The sequence below is a fragment of the Candidatus Nitrospira neomarina genome (assembly GCF_032051675.1).
In the GTDB taxonomy this organism is placed as follows: Bacteria; Nitrospirota; Nitrospiria; order Nitrospirales; family UBA8639; genus Nitrospira_E; species Nitrospira_E neomarina.
The window spans coordinates 3,269,731-3,288,599 of record NZ_CP116968.1 but is presented as its reverse complement, the minus strand read 5'-3'; the positions used below and the strand labels follow the sequence as shown (position 1 = coordinate 3,288,599).

Genomic DNA, 18,869 nt, shown 5'->3' with positions numbered 1-18,869 from the left:
GTTGAAAATGGCCAAACAATCTGCAGAAAATTACGAGAGTGTGCTGAAGGATCTTGCTCATACCATGATGAGTGTGGCCCGGGAATCGGTCGGCCTGATCAAACGGTCTGATCAAAAGCTAGCCATGAAGCTGCAGCGGAAGCAGGAATGGGAAATTTATTTGGAATTTCTGCGTATGCTGTTCAATCTGGTGGATCGCCTGTCTGGATTTTATATCCCGATTCAGGGCCAAAAAGACTTTATGAACAGTTTGGAAGATTCTGTGGCCCACCAATTAAAAACGGTCCTGGCCCCCTCATTGAGTTCAAGTGAAGTCGATGACATGGAAGTGACGCTGTCCGTTGGCCAGGTGGTGGCGGATAGTCGAAAAACCTATGAAAAATTTAAGTTTGTGGTCACAGATCAAACCAAAGAGCGGGATCAATATTTCCAGTTTTTTTCGGAACGCATTGCCTCTAAAGCCGGAGCCCCGGGCAAGCAGGAAATTACCGCTGCGGCATTTCTGTGTGGAAGCGCGGTTGTCCCGGCTCTCAAAAGCCTCTTTGAAGATGCGACTAAACCCAAAGTCCAACCGGCGCCGTCTGCGGCTGATGAAAAAGGCAGCCCTTCGACACAATCCGGTGGTCCGGAGACAGCGGGGAAAAATCTGATCAAATTAATCAGCGTGGTGTCTCGCGCACAGGGTGAGGAAGTCGAATCCTGGTGGGGGCTTCATCCACAATTTCGCCGCGACCTTCCCCCTGATGAAGCCAAGGAATTGGCCAAGCACATGAACCGGGCGACCCGTATCGTTGGCGAGCGGTTTGCGGTTGTGGCTTCATTGGCGCAAGCGGGGACAAATCCAAATCAACCTGTTGGGAATGCCTAACCCTCTCTAACTGACTCTTCTGCGTGTTCTCTTTGACCACTTCAACATGTGTCCAGGGTTGGTGAAGATCCTTCACTGTTTACCATTGGATGAGGCCATTTTTTTGTGAGTATATCCTATGAATCAAACTCGTACGTTGACGGAAGAATTTCGTAATCTTTCTGAGTTAGCTCAAAATGTGTGGTGGAGTTGGTCTCCTGAAGGCCGGGCCGTCTTTTCGTATATTGATCCCACCCTCTGGCGATTGACGTATCACGATCCCATTAAGCAGTTGCAGAAGATTGCCTCTGATCGGTTGGAGGCTCTCGGACAGGATGTCGTGTTTCTTTCCCTGTATCGCGAGGCGATGAAGGCGTTTCATGTCTATATGGAAGCCAAGGACCACTGGTTTGGGCGAACGTATCCTCAGTGGCAGGATCGCACAATTGCCTATTTTTCCGCAGAATTTGGTTTGCATCGTTCCGTTCCCTTGTATAGCGGGGGATTAGGGATTCTGGCTGGTGATCATCTTAAAGAAGCCAGTGATCTGGGAGTGCCGCTGGTGGCTGTCGGATTTATGTATAGCCAGGCCTATTTTCGTCAGGTCGTGGATACCAACGGTTGGCAGGAAGCCGTGTATGATTCCGTCGACCCGATGATGATGCCGATTGAGTTGGCACGGACACCGGCAGGGGATTTGGCAAAGGTTCAAGTCCAATTGGGTTCTCGAATGGTCGCATGTGTGGTCTGGCAAATCCAGGTGGGCCGGGTTTCGCTGTATCTCTTGGATACCGATACACCGGAAAATTCACCAGAGGATCGTCATCTGACTGCCCGGCTTTATGGTGGAGATCATCGCACACGGCTTTGTCAGGAGTTGTTGTTGGGCATTGGTGGTGTACGGGCCCTTCGTGCGGTGGGGCGTGATCCCGATGTGTGGCATGCCAATGAAGGACATCCGGCTTTTTTTCTGGTCGAACGGATGCGGGAACAACTTCAACAGGGGCTGTCCCTGTCGGAGGCGGCCGCTCAGGTTCGCCAGAGCACCGTGTTTACGACCCATACGCCTGTCCCGGCCGGGCACGATGTCTTTTCGGGAGACCTTATTCGTGAGCATTGTCAATGGTGGTGGGAGGAGGTAGGGCTCACGCAGGAAGATTTTATGGCGTTGGGGCGTCATCCGGAATTATCAGCGGATCAATTCCATATGACGACATTACCTATCCGCCTGGCGTCGTTCATTAATGGCGTGAGCAAGGAACACGAACAGGTTTCAAAAAAAATGTTTCATATTCTGTGGCCGGAACGCCCACTGCAGGAGGTGCCTATTTACAGTGTCACCAATGGGGTGCATGTCCCCACGTGGATTGCCCAGGAAATGGATGTGTTGTATCAAAAATATCTTGGCTCTGATTGGCGTGAACGGTGTGACGATCCGAGCATGTGGCAGGGCATGCAAGAAGTGCCGGATGGGGAAATTTGGGAAGTCCGGCAATTTTTGAAACGAAAGCTGTTGACGTTTATCCGTCAGCGCGCCCGGATGGGATGGATGGATGGGACGATGGAGCCTATCCAGGTGTTGGCGAGCGGGGCATTTCTTGAACCGCATTCGATGACGCTGGGCTTTGCCAGGCGATTTGCCTCCTATAAGCGGGCCACGTTGTTGTTTTCAGACCTGGACCGGCTGAAACAGATTCTGTTGAATCCATGGCGTCCTGTTCAAATTATCTTTGCCGGAAAATCTCATCCCGCCGATCAAGCAGGTCGCGAACTCATCCATCGTATATATCAATTTGCCAAAGCGCATCATCTGGGTGGCCATATTGCCTTTGTCGAAGATTACGATATGCATGTGGCCAAATTTCTGGTGCAAGGGGTCGATGTGTGGCTCAATAATCCTCGCCCGCCATTAGAGGCGAGCGGGACAAGTGGCCAGAAAGCCGCCTTAAATGGCGTGCCTAATTTGAGCGTGTTAGATGGATGGTGGAAAGAAGGCTACGATGGAAGCAATGGCTGGGCAGTGCCTCTCCCTGAAGAGCCACTTGGCGATTGGGCCCAGGATGATCTGGATATGGTCGGCCTCTACACCAAACTTGAAAGCGAGGTGATTCCGTTGTATTACGATCGTGGTGTTGATGGCGTTCCACATGGGTGGTGCACTGTCGTCAAAAATTCCATTCGGACATCGGCTCCACGATTTAGTGCCCGTCGCATGCTCAAAGAATATGTGAAGCGTGCCTATACGCCGTTGTTTTCGGAGGCAGGGAAGGCACGAGACGAAAAGTTGGCCTGAATCTCTCATCGTGTTCTATAAAATTTCGGCTCATGCGCGGTAGGCTGACTCTTTGCTTAGAAGGTCATGGAGGAAACCATGTCAGAGTTGTACCTTCTGCAATGCAGTGATACCATCGACTTACGTATGGTGCATCATTTCCTGTCTCATCGGTTTCTCCTCGATCGGTATGAGTTTCCCTTCCAGTCTTATTCATGGAGTGAACTAATGCCGATGTCTATCAGGGTAGAGCAGGAGGCATTTTGAGCCGGCGAGGTCCACTATGAAAGTTTTACGAATATTGATCCTGCTAGGTATTGTATTTGGATTGGGTTATTACACAGGCCAAAAACCGGACGAGGTGAAGCAACGATTGCGAGACTTGTCGGGACAAGTCCTGGAGAACACGATTGGATTTGATCAGAAGACCAACTTGCAGAGACAAATGTTGGCAGCAAAAGATGGCTTTTTGGAAGGGAGAGCGTATCTGTTAGATCATCATTTCAAGGAAGCGTCAGAGGAATTTGAACGTGCACTTCACCATTTAGATCAAGCGGTTGAGTTGGACCCTCAAGGACCCATGGCGCAAAAAATCAAAATCATTAAACAGAAAATTCGAGAGGCCCAGCAAAGTCTGGCTCAAGGCCATAGCCTTCCTCCTCACATGTTGGACGATCTTCGTCAAGAGTTGCAATCCGTTATGCCTTGATTGAGTCGTTCAAATAGCCCGCCGCCGGTTGCGTTCTTTATTGTTTTCAGCCCCATCTTATTATTCCGGATTCGTCCATTTCTGATCATCCCTTCGTCGGTGCCTTATGTGGATGTAAGCGTCCTGGCAGGAAGACGTGATAGGACTCATCCCATAAAAGAGCCCTCAATTGTCCGGACAATTGAGGGCTCAGGTTTGTTCGCAACCCTGATGGCTTTTAAAAAGGTTTAAGCCGTGACAGCCTGCTTTTTCCATGCTGCCAACATGCGTTCGATGCGTAAGCGCACAACCAGATCGGGGTCTTTCATCAAGGGTTTGATCGCCTCACGGCCACGAGGATCTCCGATTTTTTCTAGCGCGGCTGCTGACGAGAGTCGGATGAACCAGTCAGGGTCTTGCAAGCGTTCGATCAATAAATCCACGCAACTGGCATCCTTAATTTCTCCGAGAGCCAGGATGGCCTGTTTTCTAATCACTTCATCTTGATTCTTGAGGCATTCGAGTAACCGTCCAACAGCGGGTTGTCCAAGTTCTGCAAGCGCCCAGGTCGCATCGTCCTTAAATTCATCATTGTGAAGCATCGAAATTAACGGATCAAGGACTCGTTCATCATTGATCTTCCCCAACGCTTTGATCACTGATTTCCGAGCATCGTAGTCTCGTATATAGCGAAGGAGAAGGTCCACGGCTGGTGACCCAATCATGGCAATGGCTTCAACTGCGGCATCCCGAACCTGCCAATCCCCGTCTCGAAGGCACCGAACGAGAGGCTCGACACAGCGTTCATCGCCCATTTCGCCAAGGGTAATGACTGCTTCACGTCGGACGACCCATTCGGAGTCATTTAAGAGATCGATCTGAATATCGATTTCATCTTTAACCTGCTCTTCGACCAACTCTTCTTCTGGTTCAACGCCTTCTTCGGTTTCAGCAGAGGCGACGGTGTCGGCTGTTTCTTCATCTGCTTCTGCCGTGATGGCTTCTGAGACTTCATCCACTAGTTCGTCTTGAGGCAGGGTTGTCTTACCTTCCAGCGATACAAACTCCTCCGTTTGATCTGAAAATGCATCATCGATATTATTTTGGTCGTCTCGCATCACTTAATTCCTCCACATTCTCTTCAGGATCGATTGCAGAACCTTAGGCCTCTGCCCCGACTTTCTTTGATTTTCGGTGTTCCTCTCGCCGCTTAGCGGTTCGGACCTTCCGTTGCACCCGTCGTAATCGTTTTCGTAATGACCGAATGGCTGAATCTCCCTCAGGATTGTCGCTACTGGCTAGGGATTTCGTGACCTTGGCTTTTAGAGAGGTTGCGTCCTCCTGAAGTGATCGTCGTTTAGCCATATGATTATGCTCTCCTTACACTAAAAATTTGATTGACGAATAGTGGTAAAGTTACCTTCTACCACATTGAGTCTAGTCAAGGGATTTGAATGGTGTCAACGGGGAACCGTCATTATTGGCAGGGGTAAGGCTTTTCTCAAAAAAAAACCCCCGCCGGTCAAGCCCAGCGGGGGTTTTCATGAAGATACCTACTACTATTATTTGCAGAAACTTCTTTCGTACGCAATGATCTTCCAGGCTTCTTCTTCGTTGATAGTGGCTGGGACTAAGGGAACCATGCCTGTGCCCGGGCTACCATTCTTGATGACCCACATGAGTTCGCCATCTTTCCGTTTCTTGTGAAATTTACAATTGGTGAAATCGCGGGGACCCGGATTTAAGACGGCTCCTGCCGGACCTTGCCCATTGCCTTCTTTGCCGTGGCAGTTAATGCAAGTCCCTTTTCCCTCATACAAAGCTTTTCCTTCCGCTACAATCTCAGGCGGAGCATCTTCGGCCTTGGAGTATAAGTCTGTTTTATCTTTTTTAGCTTCACTCCGTTTATCAGCGGGAACACGGGATGGTAAAGGATCTTTTTCTGGTCCGGCAATGGCCAAGCCCGTGGTCAAAAACATGGCAGCGGTTAAGGTTCCAAGCACTTTCATCGAAAACGTCATGTAAGCCTCCTAGGTTAAACAGAGTTGATGAGACCGTAAAAAGCATGAGGGTGCATTATCGCTTCCCCTTTTTTCTTCTTCGGAGTGGTGCCGTTTGAAGGCACCTAACTTATTCATAATCATAACATATTTATAAGATAGGTTGCCTTTAGGCCACCCAAACTCCGTCATCATATCAATCACTTTTTTAGACTGTCAAGAAGGTGAATGTGATTGTGGACATAAGATTGACGAGCCACTCCACTCGAACATTTGAGAATGGTGCAATAGCCAGGAATAAGGTTTTATAACCTTTATCAAGAAAATAACGCGAGTGCGAATTTAGGGAAATTTTGGAAGGTGACAGGGAGGAAGATTATGTGGAGTCCTTGGCATTCGTTTTGTGAGATCAGGGCTTCAAGCGAATGTCTCTGACCACCTGACCTGGCTTTCCAAATGGTCCTTGTGGCTCTCCATTAAGGCGGATGACCACCCCGGCAGCGTTCCCTAGTGTAAGCAAGTATTGTGTATTCGCCTTCCAGGTGCTTTTTTGTCCCGGTTGTAATAGGGCCTCATGCGGATCCTGATTATCAGACTGCACTACCACCCAAGTCAGTTGAGTGGCTTCGATTTCCAGGACCAGGGTTCCATCGGTCCCTGCGGTCTTCTCAGGAATGGGAGAAGCAGGCAAGGTCGGGGATATCGGTCGAGGCTCAGGGGGTGGCGGCGAAGGTGTTATACCGGATGGGGGAGGAGAAGTGAGCTGTAGTTCCTCGGTGTGGACAGGGGCTTCTGTTGAAACACTGGCGGGTAATTCTTCGATGGGGGTTGCGGGCTCGAGTATGACTTCCTTCTGGATCTCATTGCTGGGTAAAGAGGTTTCGAATTCAGATGCGGGTGGAAGGGGTTCCTGCTGATCGGGTAGCAGATAAAAGAGAATTCCACCAAGGGCGAGAAACAGTATGACCACAAAATTCCAATTGAATCGTTTACGATGGGCTGCTTGTAAGGTGACTTGAATGTGTTGTTCCTCTTCTTGGGTGCGATCGTAGAAATTGCTAGAGGAGGTTAGGAAAAGCTGAATGGCATTTTCTTCATCCAGTCCCAACGCACGTGCATATGAACGAACGAATCCTTTGACGAACACTTTGGCCGGTAGGCTTGCGAAATCCTCCTCCTCAAGTGCGTGAAGGTGGTGTTGTTGAATGCGAGTTCTGGAAGCGATCTGCTCCAAAGATAAACGTTGTCGTTCCCGGGTCTGTCGGAATAATCCCCCAAGAGTTTCCATGGCGTTATCCTGAATGGGAAAGGCCTTTCCGGTATTCATGTGATTGACTTGTCATGGGAAGGCACACGTCATGTAAAAGGTGTGCCTTCCGAAATCCTGAGTCCTATGACAAATCTTCAAAATGAGTCAGATGTTTAAACGATGTAAATCGCTTGTCAATTTCTTCGCGGGTTAAATGCCTCAGTCGGTCCAGGCTGAATTCCTCCACATTGAAGGACGCCATGACACTTCCAAAAATGATGGCCTGTCGGAGCCCAGCTTGGGAGTAATTTTCTGTAGCAGAAAGGTACCCCATAAAGCCGCCGGCAAAAGTGTCGCCTGCGCCGGTTGGATCCTTTACCGCTTCCAGCGGATAGGCTGGAGCCCCGAAAATTTCCTGTTGATGAAACATTAAAACGCCATATTCTCCGCGTTTAATAATCAGGGTTTTGGGACCGCGCGATAAGATCCGTTTCGCCACCTGGACGAGATTGGCGTCATTGCCCAATGCACGGGCCTCTCCGTCATTTATGACGAGAATATCGATATGTTCAAGAACTTTCCATAACGCTTCCCTCTTCCCCTCAATCCAAAAGTTCATGGTATCGCAGGCCACGATAGATGGGCGCTTCACTTGGTTCAGGACATCCAGTTGTAATTCTGGATCGATGTTGCCCAGAAACAAGGCGGATGGCGTGAGGTAGCTGTCGGGAATTTTCGGGCGAAACGTTTCCAGAACATTGAGATGAGTTTCCAGGGTTTGAGCTTCGTTGAGTTGATAGGAATATTCTCCCCGCCAGCGAAAAGTTTTTCCAGGTCGTTGTTCTAATCCGTCCAGATTGATACCCCGACTGTGCAGAAAATCGAGATGTTCTTTTGGAAAGTCTTCACCAACGACCGCAATGAGATTCACATCTGTAAAAAAACTGGCCGAAGTGGAAAAATACGTGGCGGATCCTCCCAGCACATTGGAGGCTTCGCCAAACGGCGTTCGTACAGAATCAAAAGCAACGGATCCAACTACTAATAAATTACCCATAATGATTAGGCCCTTTTTTTGGAGTGTAGGGTGGTCGATAATAAATGACGCCGTAACAGAAGCTGATACCGCTTTCGCAAGGCCGGACTGATTCGATTGAGCGGAGTGATGACGGCGTGTTCCAATGCGGTCTGACAAGAGCAAGGTCCAAGATCTTTTGCAAGTTCTAGCGCGTGCCGCAAAACGATTTTAGCGGTTTCGACATTTTGATGCATGATAGATAAAATGGCTCCAACGGAAACCGCATCTTCCGTCTCGTGCCAGCAATCATAATCCGTGACCAGCGCAAGTGTGGCATAGCAAATTTCGGCTTCACGAGCCAATTTGGCTTCTGGAATATTTGTCATCCCGATGACATCAACGCCCCATTGCCGGTAGAGAAACGATTCTGCTCGACTGGAGAATTGTGGGCCTTCTATGCAGAGGTATGTTCCCGGACGGTGTACCGTAACGGAGACTCCAAGGCTAGCCTTTTCTAACACACTCGATAGGGTCCCACACAGGGGATCTGCAAAAGCCACATGTGCGACAATCCCCTGGTCGAAAAACGTATTGGCACGTTGAGTGGTTCGGTCAATGAATTGATCAGGTAGGACAAAGTCCCCCGGTCGAATGGATTCCTTCATGCTTCCCACCGCACTGATGGAAAATATCCGCGTTACACCAAGGGCTTTGAGGGCATGAATATTTGCGCGATAATTTATGGCGGAAGGTAGCGTGCGGTGCCCTCGACCGTGACGAGCCAAAAAGGCGACTCGCATGCCATGCAAGGTTCCCAACATAATGGCGTCAGAAGGCTTCCCAAACGGGGTGGCCATCCTGACCTCTTTGAGATTGGTAAACCCGTCCATTTCATATAATCCACTGCCTCCGATAATCCCGATTTGTGCTTTTTGGGTACGTAAAGAGGGCCGTTTAGTCTTCGCTTCCTCGTTCTCCGTCATGTGAAAGGGTCTCTCTGTTTAAAGGGGAAAGGCATGTGGTTTTGGTGGAATGCTGATTTGACCCCAACTAACGGGGAGTCTTTAGGTCTCAACGGAACGAAATTTCCCGCATTCTATCATGAATGGTCCTGTATGGTTAACCCGACGATTGAGTGGATTTTAAATGGGACGTTGCTTCCGCAGGAAGGGGTAAATTTTCGAAGGTAGAGAGAAACTGATTGATATGGTCCACGATTTTGGCGGCCGCTCGATCAGGGATGTCTGACTCATCCAATGTTATCCACTGGATCTCAGATTCTTTCTGAAACCAGGTCATTTGTCGTTTGGCGAAGTGACGGGTATCGCGTTTTAATAATCGCACAGCCTCTTCATAAGAATAGTTCCCTGCTAAAAATCCTGAAAATTGTCGATAGCCCAGCCCTTTCATGGAACCGAGTTCTCGAGGAAATCCTTGCTTCATGAGGGAATGTGTTTCTTCCACAAGCCCTTTTTGAATTTCCCAATCGACGCGGGTTTCTATTCGCTGATAGAGGGTCTGGCGTTTCATGGTGAGCCCAATGAATAAATAGGGATATGGCGCTTCGTCAAATCGGTGTTGTTGCTGGATGACCGATAGGGGCGCGCCAAGAATGCGATACACTTCAAGGCCGCGCTGGACCTTGGGCTGGTCATTGGGATGTAGCCGTTGTGCGAGTTCGGGATCCACTTGTTGAAGCTTTTCATAAAGAAAAGCGGGTCCCTGCAATTTGGCTTCTTGGGCTAATTCACTCCGAATCAGCCAATTAGCCGGTGGACCAGGGCAAAGACCCCGTAAGAGGGCTCGGATATAGAGCCCGGTACCTCCGATGACAAGAGGCAGGAGACCCAAGCGATGCAGGCGGGCAATGTCTAGGATAGCGTGACGCCTGAAGTCACCGGCGTTAAAGGATTGGTCGGGATCGACGAGATCAATTAACCGATGCGGAATATTTTGTTGCTCGGCTAATGAGGGTTTGTCGGTGCCGATGTCCATGCCACGATAAACCTGTCGTGAGTCTGCCGTTAAAATTTCCGTGTTGAGAATTTTAGCGACTTCAATTCCGATACGGCTTTTTCCGATTGCGGTGGGTCCCGCAATGGCGACGACGGGTTTCCATGCTGAGATGATGTCGGCTTGTTTCATGAACCATCAACGAATGAAAATTATTTTAATGGACGGGCAAATATGGTGTGCAAATCTTCCAAGGAATGTCGTACAGCCACTCGCCTTCCGTGAGGACAAGTCATGGGAAAATTTTCCTGTGCCCAGTCCTGTAAAAGGATGGTGATTTCAGGTTGCGTCATGGGTCGTCCGGCTTGAACGGCACTTTGACAGGCCATGGTAGCCAGAATGGGTTTAATCGTGTTGTCCAGCAGATCTGTTGATTGCCATTCTGAGAGTTCATCCAACAATTCCAGGACCAAGGGACCAACGGAAATATTTCCTAGTATGGCTGGGATGGCTCGCACCACATACGATGTGGTGCCAAATCGCTCCACCTCCAATCCCGCCTGACCCAGGAGGGGCAGCCATTCTTCCAATAATTCTCCCTGGTGTGGCAGAAGTTCAACCGGCTCAGGAATGAGTAAGGGTTGTTGAAGAATTTCTTTTTTCTTCCATGACCGAAGCAGTCTCTCAAAACGAACCCGTTCATGGGCTGTGTGTTGATCGACGATGAATAGGTCTTGATCGATTTGTCCGAGAAGATACGTGTGATGAATCTGCCCAAGAGGATAGACATCGTATGGCTGCTCTCTGTCCGTATAGATAGCAGGCGGTTCCTGGACAAATAGAGAAAGAGTGGGATGTCGATTGGTGCCGCCCCCAGGGAATACAGAAACAGGCTGGAATGGAGCCGGGGCGACGGTGAGTGACCCAGATGATGGCCTGGCAGAATGAGGAATTGGGCCAGTCTTTTCCTTTTGTTCATCGGCGGGGCTATCGGATGAGGGGTGCGTGAAAAAGAGAGCTTTGATCCCACGAAGAACGCTTGTATGAATGAATTCTGGATGGGAGAAGCGAATCTCCCGTTTCGTCGGGTGGACATTGATATCGATTGACTGGGGATCAAGATGGATAAATACAGTAAATTGTGGATGTTTCCCTTTTGGTAAAAATGATCCGTAGGCTTCAAGCACCGCATGGGATATGGTCGAATTTTTTATAGGGCGTCCATTGACAAAAATTTCCTGTGGCGCACGAGACGCCCGTGCATGGTGAGGACTGACCGTATACCCCGTGAGTTGAAATGAACCAGCGTTATAGGTGACGGGGAGAAAGCGCTCAAGGAAGTCTGGTCCGTAGATCTGTAATAATCGATCTTGCAGCGAGGACACGGCGGGGTACTCCAGCACCTTATGGTTCTGGTGGCGTAATCGAAAGTGGATCTCTGGATGCACGGCTGCCGCCTGTTGGACGACATAACAGATTTTAGAAAATTCAGTGGGAACGGTCTTGAGAAATTTCAGCCGTCCTGGAGTATTAAAAAAGAGATCACGCACCTCCACTTGAGTGCCTTGAGGTCCGGTATAGTCTTGAACCTCCCATGTCACGCCTCCCGTGGACTGTGTTTGGGTGCCAAGCGTGCTATCGCGTGGAACGGTCTTCAAGCAAAAATGAGAAATGGAGGCAATGCTGGGAAGAGCTTCCCCTCGGAATCCCAGCGTCATGAGTGTCAAGAGATCGTCTTCGGATCGAAGTTTGCTGGTTGCAAAACGTTGACAGGCCAGTTGGGCATCCATTCGCGTCATGCCTGTCCCATTATCGATGACGCGAATGACACGTCGACCACCTTCTTCGACCTCTACGGTGATCAACGTGCTGCCAGCATCCAGGCTGTTATCGACCAGTTCCTTCACCACGGAGGCTGGTCGTTCAACCACTTCTCCTGCGGCAATACGACATGACACGCTGTCTGGAAGGATTTGAACTTTTCCAGTTACGGTCGAAAGCATGGGTTTCCAAGCACGGGGTGATTAGGGTGAACAATAGATTGCGAAGACTTGCGGAGAATCAAGACAGCCCAGATTTTTTTAATTGTTCCTTCGCTTGGGTGGATTCTGGTGAATCTGGGTAATCTTGGATGATGGAGTTCCACAGTTCCTGAGCTTTTGATCGTTGATCGATTTCAAGCATAATCTGTCCGAGCTTGTACAAAGCGTGGCTCCGATATTTACTGCTTGGATAGCGGCTGATGACTTGCTCTAGGGCTTGCTTGGCAGGGTCATACTGTTTTTGCACGTAGAACGATTCCCCAAGATAGTAGTAGGCCTGAGGTGTTAAGGTAGTCGAAGGATAATTTGTGACAAATCGTTGGAATTCCACCGAGGCCCGTTCATAATTTCCGTTGAGGTAAACTTTATAGGCTGACCGAAAGGCCGATGCCTCGTTTTCCGCTCCCGCGCTTCCTTTAGGAGAGGTAGGTGATGCGGGGATTCCTGTCTGGGTTGCTTTCGGATCGGAAGAAGGGCCTGTGGGGTTAGGAGTCGTGACTTCAGGGGATTCTGACACAGATCGAGGTTGATGGATCACATTGTCTATTCGGCTTTCCAGAGCCTTTACCCGAATGGACATGTCCTGATCACGGCGTTGGGTGGTGGAGCGGGTTTGTTCGATTTGTTCTCGGAGCAGAGTACTGGTCCGTTCGAGCTTTTCCAGAAGGTGTCGAGTATCCAGACTGGCTTCTTCTTCTGTTTTGATGAGTTCCCCCACTAAGAAATCATGTTCGTCCAATTGTGATTCAACCGTCTCCATCCGGTCGAGAATTTGTTGTTCCTGCTTGTGGGACGCTTCCTGTTGGATGATGAGGGTTTGGACTTGTTTCTGGATGTCAGTCAGGTTGGGTTCGGTTGCGCAACCCCATCCGCCCGTGAGGGCTAAACCAATAAAGATGGCCATATTGGAAAATTTTGGAGTCATGAAATTCCGGCTTCGGCAACAAATAATGTCTGAAATCAGGGAGTCAGTTCCCTCAGCCTAATATCTTATCAATTGCCATGGAGTTTAGACAAAGGGGTCTTTGACAGTATAAAGGTATAGTCGGCCTTTCTTTGAGAATATTAAGTAATGATATACCCTATTTTTGGGGTTTGGGGCTTTGCAAGTGATTGACTCTCTGGGCCAATTGGCCTAGACGATCTTCATGCTGGTCCACCCGCTCGCCTAATTTGGTCCCAATGGTATTAATCACATCGCGCAACTTATTAACGGTTTCTGTTAACTGATTAAGGTGAGTCAGATTGTTTTGTGAGGTATCAGCGGTTCCCTGGACCTGTTGGAAAGAGGTCATGGCTCGATTCAGCCGATGTTCCTGGCTTTCAATTCTAGCATTCAACTTCGTACTGACATTTTCCAATGCTTGGGCAACCGATTGAATTCCGCTGTTGACTTCTTGGAGGTGGGTATTCGTCATCTGGGTGTCAGAGTCAATTTTCCCCACCAGCCCAGATTGATGAGTCTCCAGGTCTTTTAATCGTGAGCCAATGCGCTCGACCGTCTGGTTGAGCTGATCGGCAACCTGACTGACCGCCTGCGCTTGTTGCTTTTGGTCCTGGACATCTCGCTTCAACTGTTGGATTTGTTGAACCGACTGATTGAGTGTTTGTCCTGTTTCTTCTTGTTTGGCCAGGCGACTGGAGAGGGATTGCCTGGTTTGGTCAAGTGCTTGCGTAATGGAGGTGAGGCTGGCATTTACCTCGGCTAGATGGGTTGAAGTTTTTTGGGTATTGGATTGAAGCTGTTCGGTCAGTGCGGTTTGGTGGGATTCAATCCTATTCATGCGTTCCGAAATTCGTCCCGCTTGTTGAATAATTTCATCTCCGCGTTTCCCGAGTAAACTTCCCATGACTTCCTGTGCTTCGCGAAGCTTAAGAACTGATTGGGATAGATCCTGCACGTGGGAGGCATCCGCTTGCACGTGCGTTCCCAGTGCTTCCATATCTTTTTGTAAGGAGTCAATCTGCTCTAATATTGGGCCTTGGTTGGCATTGATATCGGCAACTAACCCCGCCATAGAGGCTTTTACGTCTTGTTCCAGATAGGAACGAAGGGCTTGGGTATCGGCGGTAAGTTTTTCTTGCAGAGTCGTGACCTGGTTTTCCAGTTGAGTGATTTGTTGTGATTCCTCTTCGAGTCTGGCATTGAACAACTCTCCGGATTTCTCTAGACCTCTCTGAACCTGGACCATCGAAACAGACAAATTTTCTGTGCGAGATTGCACGGTTTCCAGGTCTTGCCGTTGTCCTGACAAATCTGTTTGGACCTGTCCAATCGTCGCTCCGAGGCTGGTCAGCGTTTCCTTGAATTGGGTAAGGGAATTCTGAAATTCGCCCATGTTTGTGGTTAACGCTGAATTGTTTTCATCCACCTGTTGGGCGAGGTTTGTATTGTGGGTTTTTACCGTTTGGAGGTCTTCCCCATGTGTTTGAATTGTTGATTGGATCGATTGGACGTCAGATTTCAAAGCGCCTGTTTGGTTGGTAAAGTCTTTTTTGAGGTCCTGGATACTTTTTTCAGTTTCTTCAAGTTTTCCATATAAACTCGCCACATCCTTTTCTTGGAGGAGCGTGGCTTTTTGATTAATAGAAGCCAGATTGCCCCGTGTTTTTTGCGCTTCCTCATTCATCTTGATGAGTTGTGCCTTGGTTTCATCAACTTGTACGCCAAGGGTCTTTTTTTCCTCTTTGATCTTGGCAATTTGTTGTTCTAAATCCTTTTGAATTCGGGCAAGATCAGCTTGTTGAGCCACGCAACCCGTACCCAATAAACTACAGACGCCATAGACCACTATCCAGTTGAAAGAAAAAGACGATGTCCACAATCTTGAAACATGTTGCAAGGTCCGCCCTATATTCACTCTGGAATTATCCCTCCATGCTTTCCGAAAACTGATCGATTAAAAGGAGTTGCTAATTTTGAACAAGCAAATGGCCCCGTCGATTCAATTGGTAGCACACTTCTGTCGTGTCCTGGCAAAAGGGCTTGTCTTTGCCATAAGAAATGACAGTCAATCGCGAAGGATCGACCCCCAATTGAGAAAGGAAATCCCGAACAGCCATGGCTCGTTTTTTTCCGAGCACCATGTTATAAGCCTGCGTTCCACGCTGGTCGGCATGTCCTTCAATAATTAACAGTGCGGAGGGATCGTTGGTGAGCCAGGCCATGTCCCGTTGGAGGGAATCCTTGGCTTCTGCGGTGAGAGTCCAACTATCAAAATGAAAAAATACATCTTCTAAGCCGGCGGATACTGTGGCCAATTCTTCCTCTTGAATCTTCTCCAACTGCTCTCGAATGATTTCTGACGGTTCAGCTTTCGCTACTTGAAAGGTTTCAGGAATTGGTTCCGTGTCCTTTGGCAAATTCGAAAGATCATTTTGGAATTCCGTCTGGGAGGTAAAGGGAGACGTCCCTGTTGGGTCGTGAGGTGAGCCGTTCATACTTGAAGAGCTGGATTGAGTTGAGATGTCATTTCCATCGTTTAAGGGTGTCGGTGAGCCGGTATTGCTTTTCTCAATTCCGGAGTCTTGCTCAGAGGGGATTCCAGCTTGAAGATTCTGCTTGAACGATTCATCCATGTGGTTGGGATCGTAACCAAAATTAGGAGGTTCAACCGGAGCGGGTGGTTGAACCGGAGCGGGTAGTGGAACCGCCTCTGCCTGAACTTCATCGGTGGAAGTACCTTGCCCCGACAGGGGGGATTCATCAACGGAGGTTCCTGCCAGCCCCGCCGTATCAGTGCCTGACGCGGATGCCCCGGTTTCTTCGCCTGGGGAGCCGGAAGCGGTGGAGACGTGGATCCGTTTTTCTCCACATCCCGAAATGCTGAGGAGTGAAAGACTGAGAATGCCAAGTAGTGAAATCATATGAATGGCTGGGCGCATCATGGAACGACTCCTTTTTTTGACTATCACGGTTGGTGTCTCGTTAATTATGGTTGAAACGGCGACCAGGAGGGAGAGCTGAGATGTTCGCCTGCCGATGAAATTTTCTCCAATCCTGCCCCCTCGCTAGTGATGATGTATAATTGACTCTCTCCTCTTCGAATCGAACTAAAAACAATATGGCGTCCATTTGGAGCCCAGGAAGGCGAGTCATCTATACTTTGCCCGTTGGTGATTTGTTTCCGCTGTTCCCCATTCGGACTGATGCGGCATAATTTAAATCCCTCGTTTGGTATTCGACACACATAAACGATCCAATCTCCTTTTGGAGACCAAGCTGGCGCCGCGTTATAGTCTCCATCATAGGTTAATCGACGGGCGTTCAAGCCATCGGCATCCATGATGTAAATTTGGGGGCGGCCTCCCCGATCTGAGGTGAAGGCCAGATGCCGCCCGTCGGGAGACCATGACGGGGACAAATCTGCGCTGTTATGGGAGGTTAACTGCTTCACGCTTCTACTGTCCAATTCTATCTGATAAATGTCCGAGTTGCCATCTTGGGCCGCGGAATAGGCTATAGATTTTCCATTAGGAGCAAAGGTGGCGGTAATGTTCAGACTGGCTGGCGACACCAACACCTCCTCCCGACCCGTAGCCAGCTCCCTTTTTATAATCAGTTGTTTCCGGTCCCGATATGCGGTGTAAATGAGGGATTTCCGGTCCGGAGCCCAGGTCGGCATGAGGTTTAAATACCCATCAGCGGTAACCTGTTGCGGATTATATCCATCGTAATCCATGACGAAAAGCTCTCGTCCATTCTCCTTTTGACCCACAAATGCGATTTTCGTTCTTGCAATGCCCTGCTCGCCGGTATACCGATAAACCAGTTCGTCCGCCCATCGGTGAGCCATTAAGCGAGTGAGGGTTTCTGTCGTTTTAAGGGAAAAATACCGTTTTCCGGTCAACACATCCTGTTGTCCGGGATCAAATGCGCAGGCATCAAGGATGAGTCCTTGAACACCGCTCGACGTCCCTCCTACACCTATTCTCCCCCAGGTAGAGACTGTCACCTTTTGGAAGTGCGGAGCCAAATTTGAAGAAAGACTCATGCATTTATTGTCAGAAAAATCCCCTTTGGCAGGAGGTAATTCAGCTATTGAAAATATTTGTGAGCGTTTGAGATCCGCTTTTAGGACCGAAGCGACTTGGGACTCGAGGTCTGCTGAAAGGCCGGTATCTTGTTGAACGGGCGAGAACCCCATTACCCAAATCGGGATTTTCTGAAACTCTGAACGTGTGGCTTTGAGATCCGCTTCCTCCCCATGAAGAGAGGCCGGTGAGACGGAAATAACAGAAAAGGCGAGAAGAGCCAGAATGGCATACAAAGGGTTGAGTGCTTTCTTCATAATATAGCTGGTGTCCTTCTAATCTTTTTTGATGAATCGAAATCGTACTTCGAAGAATGGATCGGATATGTCTGGTGGAAAAGGTGGTAATGGGTTCACGGCAGATACCGCCCGTTTGGCTGCGGAGTCGTAGTTCCCGTTTCCAGAACTTTCATCAACGTGAATATTAGAAATTTCTCCAAATCGGGATATGCGGAATTTGAGGACCACCACCGGAGGGTTTGTGACCAGTGGAAGGGCTCTCCACTCGTGATCAATTCTGTCCTCGACCATGGCTAAATATTTGTTTTTGCCGGGAGAAGCCGGAGACGACGATTGGCCTGGTTTTGAGTTGGTCTGCACCTCGAGCCGTTGGAGCCGTTCCTTGATCGATTCTACGGGTGTGACATTGGGAATAGATAATTTTGCAATTTGTTGATCTATTTCCGACTGGACTGGCTCGGTTGATGTGGAAGAAGAGGGCAATGGTTGTTGAGAGGATGGTGCAGGTGGAGACGATTGAAAATTTGGGACTCTAGCTTCTTCCAATAATTGCTTCATCATATCTGACATTTTCTCACGTTGGGGAGCTTTTTCCAGTGGTGGGGAGGGAGAGATTTGGGCTAGTTGAGGAGGGGAGACTTCAGGGACGAAAGGCTTTTCCTGTTTTGGTGTAATGGTTTTGTGCTGTTTTTTGATTTTTGGCGCAGGTGTCGGAACGGTTGGGATGGTTCGTTTGAGAGATTCCTCAAGATTGTTTAATGGAGAAGCGTCGTTGGGTTTTCTTTCTTTCTTGGATGTGCTGAATGGGGTTACCGAACTCAATTCCGGTAGCACAGGAGCTAGCTTGACAGTTGGTTCAATTTTAGAAATCTGAGGTTGTGATTCCGAACCTTGAGGCTCGGGAGGAACTGTTGTTGGGGGCGCAGCCTCTTTAAGAGTTGGCGCTGGAGTTGGAGCAGGTTTGGGAATGACTAAGGGTTGTGAGGGATGTAAGCGTTCCGGGCGTGAAATTTGTGGAGCAATAGGGGGCATTCGAAGGTTTTCAAACAACGGTGACTCGTCATTCGAGGAAGGTTGTTCGTTTATGGGGGGCGGGGGTGTTGGTGAAGTCATTTCTTGTTTGTGAGGCATCACGATTGAGCCAACGGCTCCTTCCATGAATTCCAATAATCGCTCGGAGGCTTTTGGGACCGGCAAAGGAGGAAGGGGGGGGTCTATTGGTTGCGTCTTTGTTGGTTCTGTTTTTTTTGTTGGTTGGGATTTTTGTTGGGATGGTGGTGGAGGAGAAGATTTTTTTTGGCTTGGAGCCGGAGCTTGTGCCTCCGGTACAGAAATAAGAGTGACATCGATGGCTCGAAGAGGTTCCTCAACTGTCGATGGAAATCGTAGGAACAGGGCCATCATGATGACGACAGCATGGAAGAGACCTGAGGTGGCGAGTCCCCAACGGAATGAGGCATCTTTTTGAGAAACGTCAGTAGAGAGCCCCAGGGAAATTAAACTTGGGGATTCAGCATGTCCCATTGG

Annotated in this window: 16 protein-coding genes; 3 read left to right on the top strand and 13 right to left on the bottom strand. The window is 49.1% G+C overall.

Going from position 1 to position 18,869, the window contains the following annotated elements:
- Positions 1-7: 7 nt before the first annotated feature.
- The 3 genes from PQG83_RS14105 (at position 8) to PQG83_RS14095 (ending at position 3,828) form a co-directional block, all read left to right on the top strand.
- Entirely contained in the window at positions 8-868 is an 861-nt protein-coding gene (locus PQG83_RS14105; RefSeq protein ID WP_312742276.1) for a hypothetical protein, read from the top strand.
- A gap of 118 nt (positions 869-986) precedes the next feature.
- Positions 987-3,140, top strand: a complete 2,154-nt coding sequence (glgP, locus tag PQG83_RS14100) for an alpha-glucan family phosphorylase (RefSeq protein WP_312742274.1) — start codon at positions 987-989, stop codon at positions 3,138-3,140.
- 262 nt (positions 3,141-3,402) lie between these two features.
- Positions 3,403-3,828 (top strand): hypothetical protein, encoded by a 426-nt coding sequence (locus PQG83_RS14095; protein WP_312742272.1) that lies wholly within the window; start codon positions 3,403-3,405, stop codon positions 3,826-3,828.
- Between the two features lie 227 nt (positions 3,829-4,055).
- On the opposite strand, the gene PQG83_RS14090 is transcribed toward PQG83_RS14095, so the two are convergent.
- From PQG83_RS14090 to PQG83_RS14030, 13 genes are all read right to left on the bottom strand, one after another.
- Positions 4,056-4,925 (bottom strand): HEAT repeat domain-containing protein, encoded by an 870-nt coding sequence (locus PQG83_RS14090; protein ID WP_312742271.1) that lies wholly within the window; start codon positions 4,923-4,925, stop codon positions 4,056-4,058.
- A 43-nt stretch (positions 4,926-4,968) separates the two neighbouring features.
- A complete protein-coding gene (locus tag PQG83_RS14085) occupies positions 4,969-5,172 on the bottom strand; it encodes a hypothetical protein (RefSeq protein ID WP_312742270.1) in 204 nt (67 codons plus the stop codon).
- 197 nt (positions 5,173-5,369) lie between these two features.
- Entirely contained in the window at positions 5,370-5,828 is a 459-nt protein-coding gene (locus tag PQG83_RS14080) for a c-type cytochrome (RefSeq protein ID WP_312742268.1), read from the bottom strand.
- A 388-nt stretch (positions 5,829-6,216) separates the two neighbouring features.
- Positions 6,217-7,134, bottom strand: a complete 918-nt coding sequence (locus PQG83_RS14075; protein ID WP_312742266.1) for a RodZ domain-containing protein — start codon at positions 7,132-7,134, stop codon at positions 6,217-6,219.
- A gap of 64 nt (positions 7,135-7,198) precedes the next feature.
- Positions 7,199-8,113 (bottom strand): PfkB family carbohydrate kinase, encoded by a 915-nt coding sequence (locus tag PQG83_RS14070; protein WP_312742264.1) that lies wholly within the window; start codon positions 8,111-8,113, stop codon positions 7,199-7,201.
- A gap of 5 nt (positions 8,114-8,118) precedes the next feature.
- Positions 8,119-9,057, bottom strand: a complete 939-nt coding sequence (mtnP, locus tag PQG83_RS14065; RefSeq protein WP_312742262.1) for an S-methyl-5'-thioadenosine phosphorylase — start codon at positions 9,055-9,057, stop codon at positions 8,119-8,121.
- A gap of 136 nt (positions 9,058-9,193) precedes the next feature.
- The gene (miaA, locus tag PQG83_RS14060; protein ID WP_312742260.1) at positions 9,194-10,219 is read right to left on the bottom strand and encodes a tRNA (adenosine(37)-N6)-dimethylallyltransferase MiaA; all 1,026 of its coding nucleotides are present in this window, start codon (positions 10,217-10,219) and stop codon (positions 9,194-9,196) included.
- Positions 10,220-10,239: 20 nt separating this feature from the next.
- Complete coding sequence (gene mutL / locus PQG83_RS14055; RefSeq protein WP_312742257.1) at positions 10,240-12,030, bottom strand: DNA mismatch repair endonuclease MutL; 1,791 nt, start codon at positions 12,028-12,030, stop codon at positions 10,240-10,242.
- 58 nt (positions 12,031-12,088) lie between these two features.
- Complete coding sequence (ybgF, locus tag PQG83_RS14050) at positions 12,089-12,994, bottom strand: tol-pal system protein YbgF (RefSeq protein ID WP_312742254.1); 906 nt, start codon at positions 12,992-12,994, stop codon at positions 12,089-12,091.
- Positions 12,995-13,151: 157 nt separating this feature from the next.
- On the bottom strand, positions 13,152-14,930 hold the full coding sequence (locus tag PQG83_RS14045; RefSeq protein ID WP_312742251.1) for a coiled-coil domain-containing protein: 1,779 nt from the start codon (positions 14,928-14,930) through the stop codon (positions 13,152-13,154).
- A gap of 52 nt (positions 14,931-14,982) precedes the next feature.
- Positions 14,983-15,957 carry an OmpA family protein gene (locus tag PQG83_RS14040; protein WP_312742249.1) on the bottom strand — a complete coding sequence of 325 codons (975 nt, stop codon included), beginning with the start codon at positions 15,955-15,957 and terminating at the stop codon, positions 14,983-14,985.
- A gap of 44 nt (positions 15,958-16,001) precedes the next feature.
- Positions 16,002-17,360, bottom strand: coding sequence for a Tol-Pal system beta propeller repeat protein TolB (gene tolB / locus PQG83_RS14035; protein ID WP_312742246.1), 1,359 nt, complete (start codon positions 17,358-17,360; stop codon positions 16,002-16,004).
- Positions 17,361-17,378: 18 nt separating this feature from the next.
- Complete coding sequence (locus PQG83_RS14030; protein ID WP_312742244.1) at positions 17,379-18,866, bottom strand: energy transducer TonB; 1,488 nt, start codon at positions 18,864-18,866, stop codon at positions 17,379-17,381.
- Between the last annotated feature and the right edge of the window lie 3 nt (positions 18,867-18,869).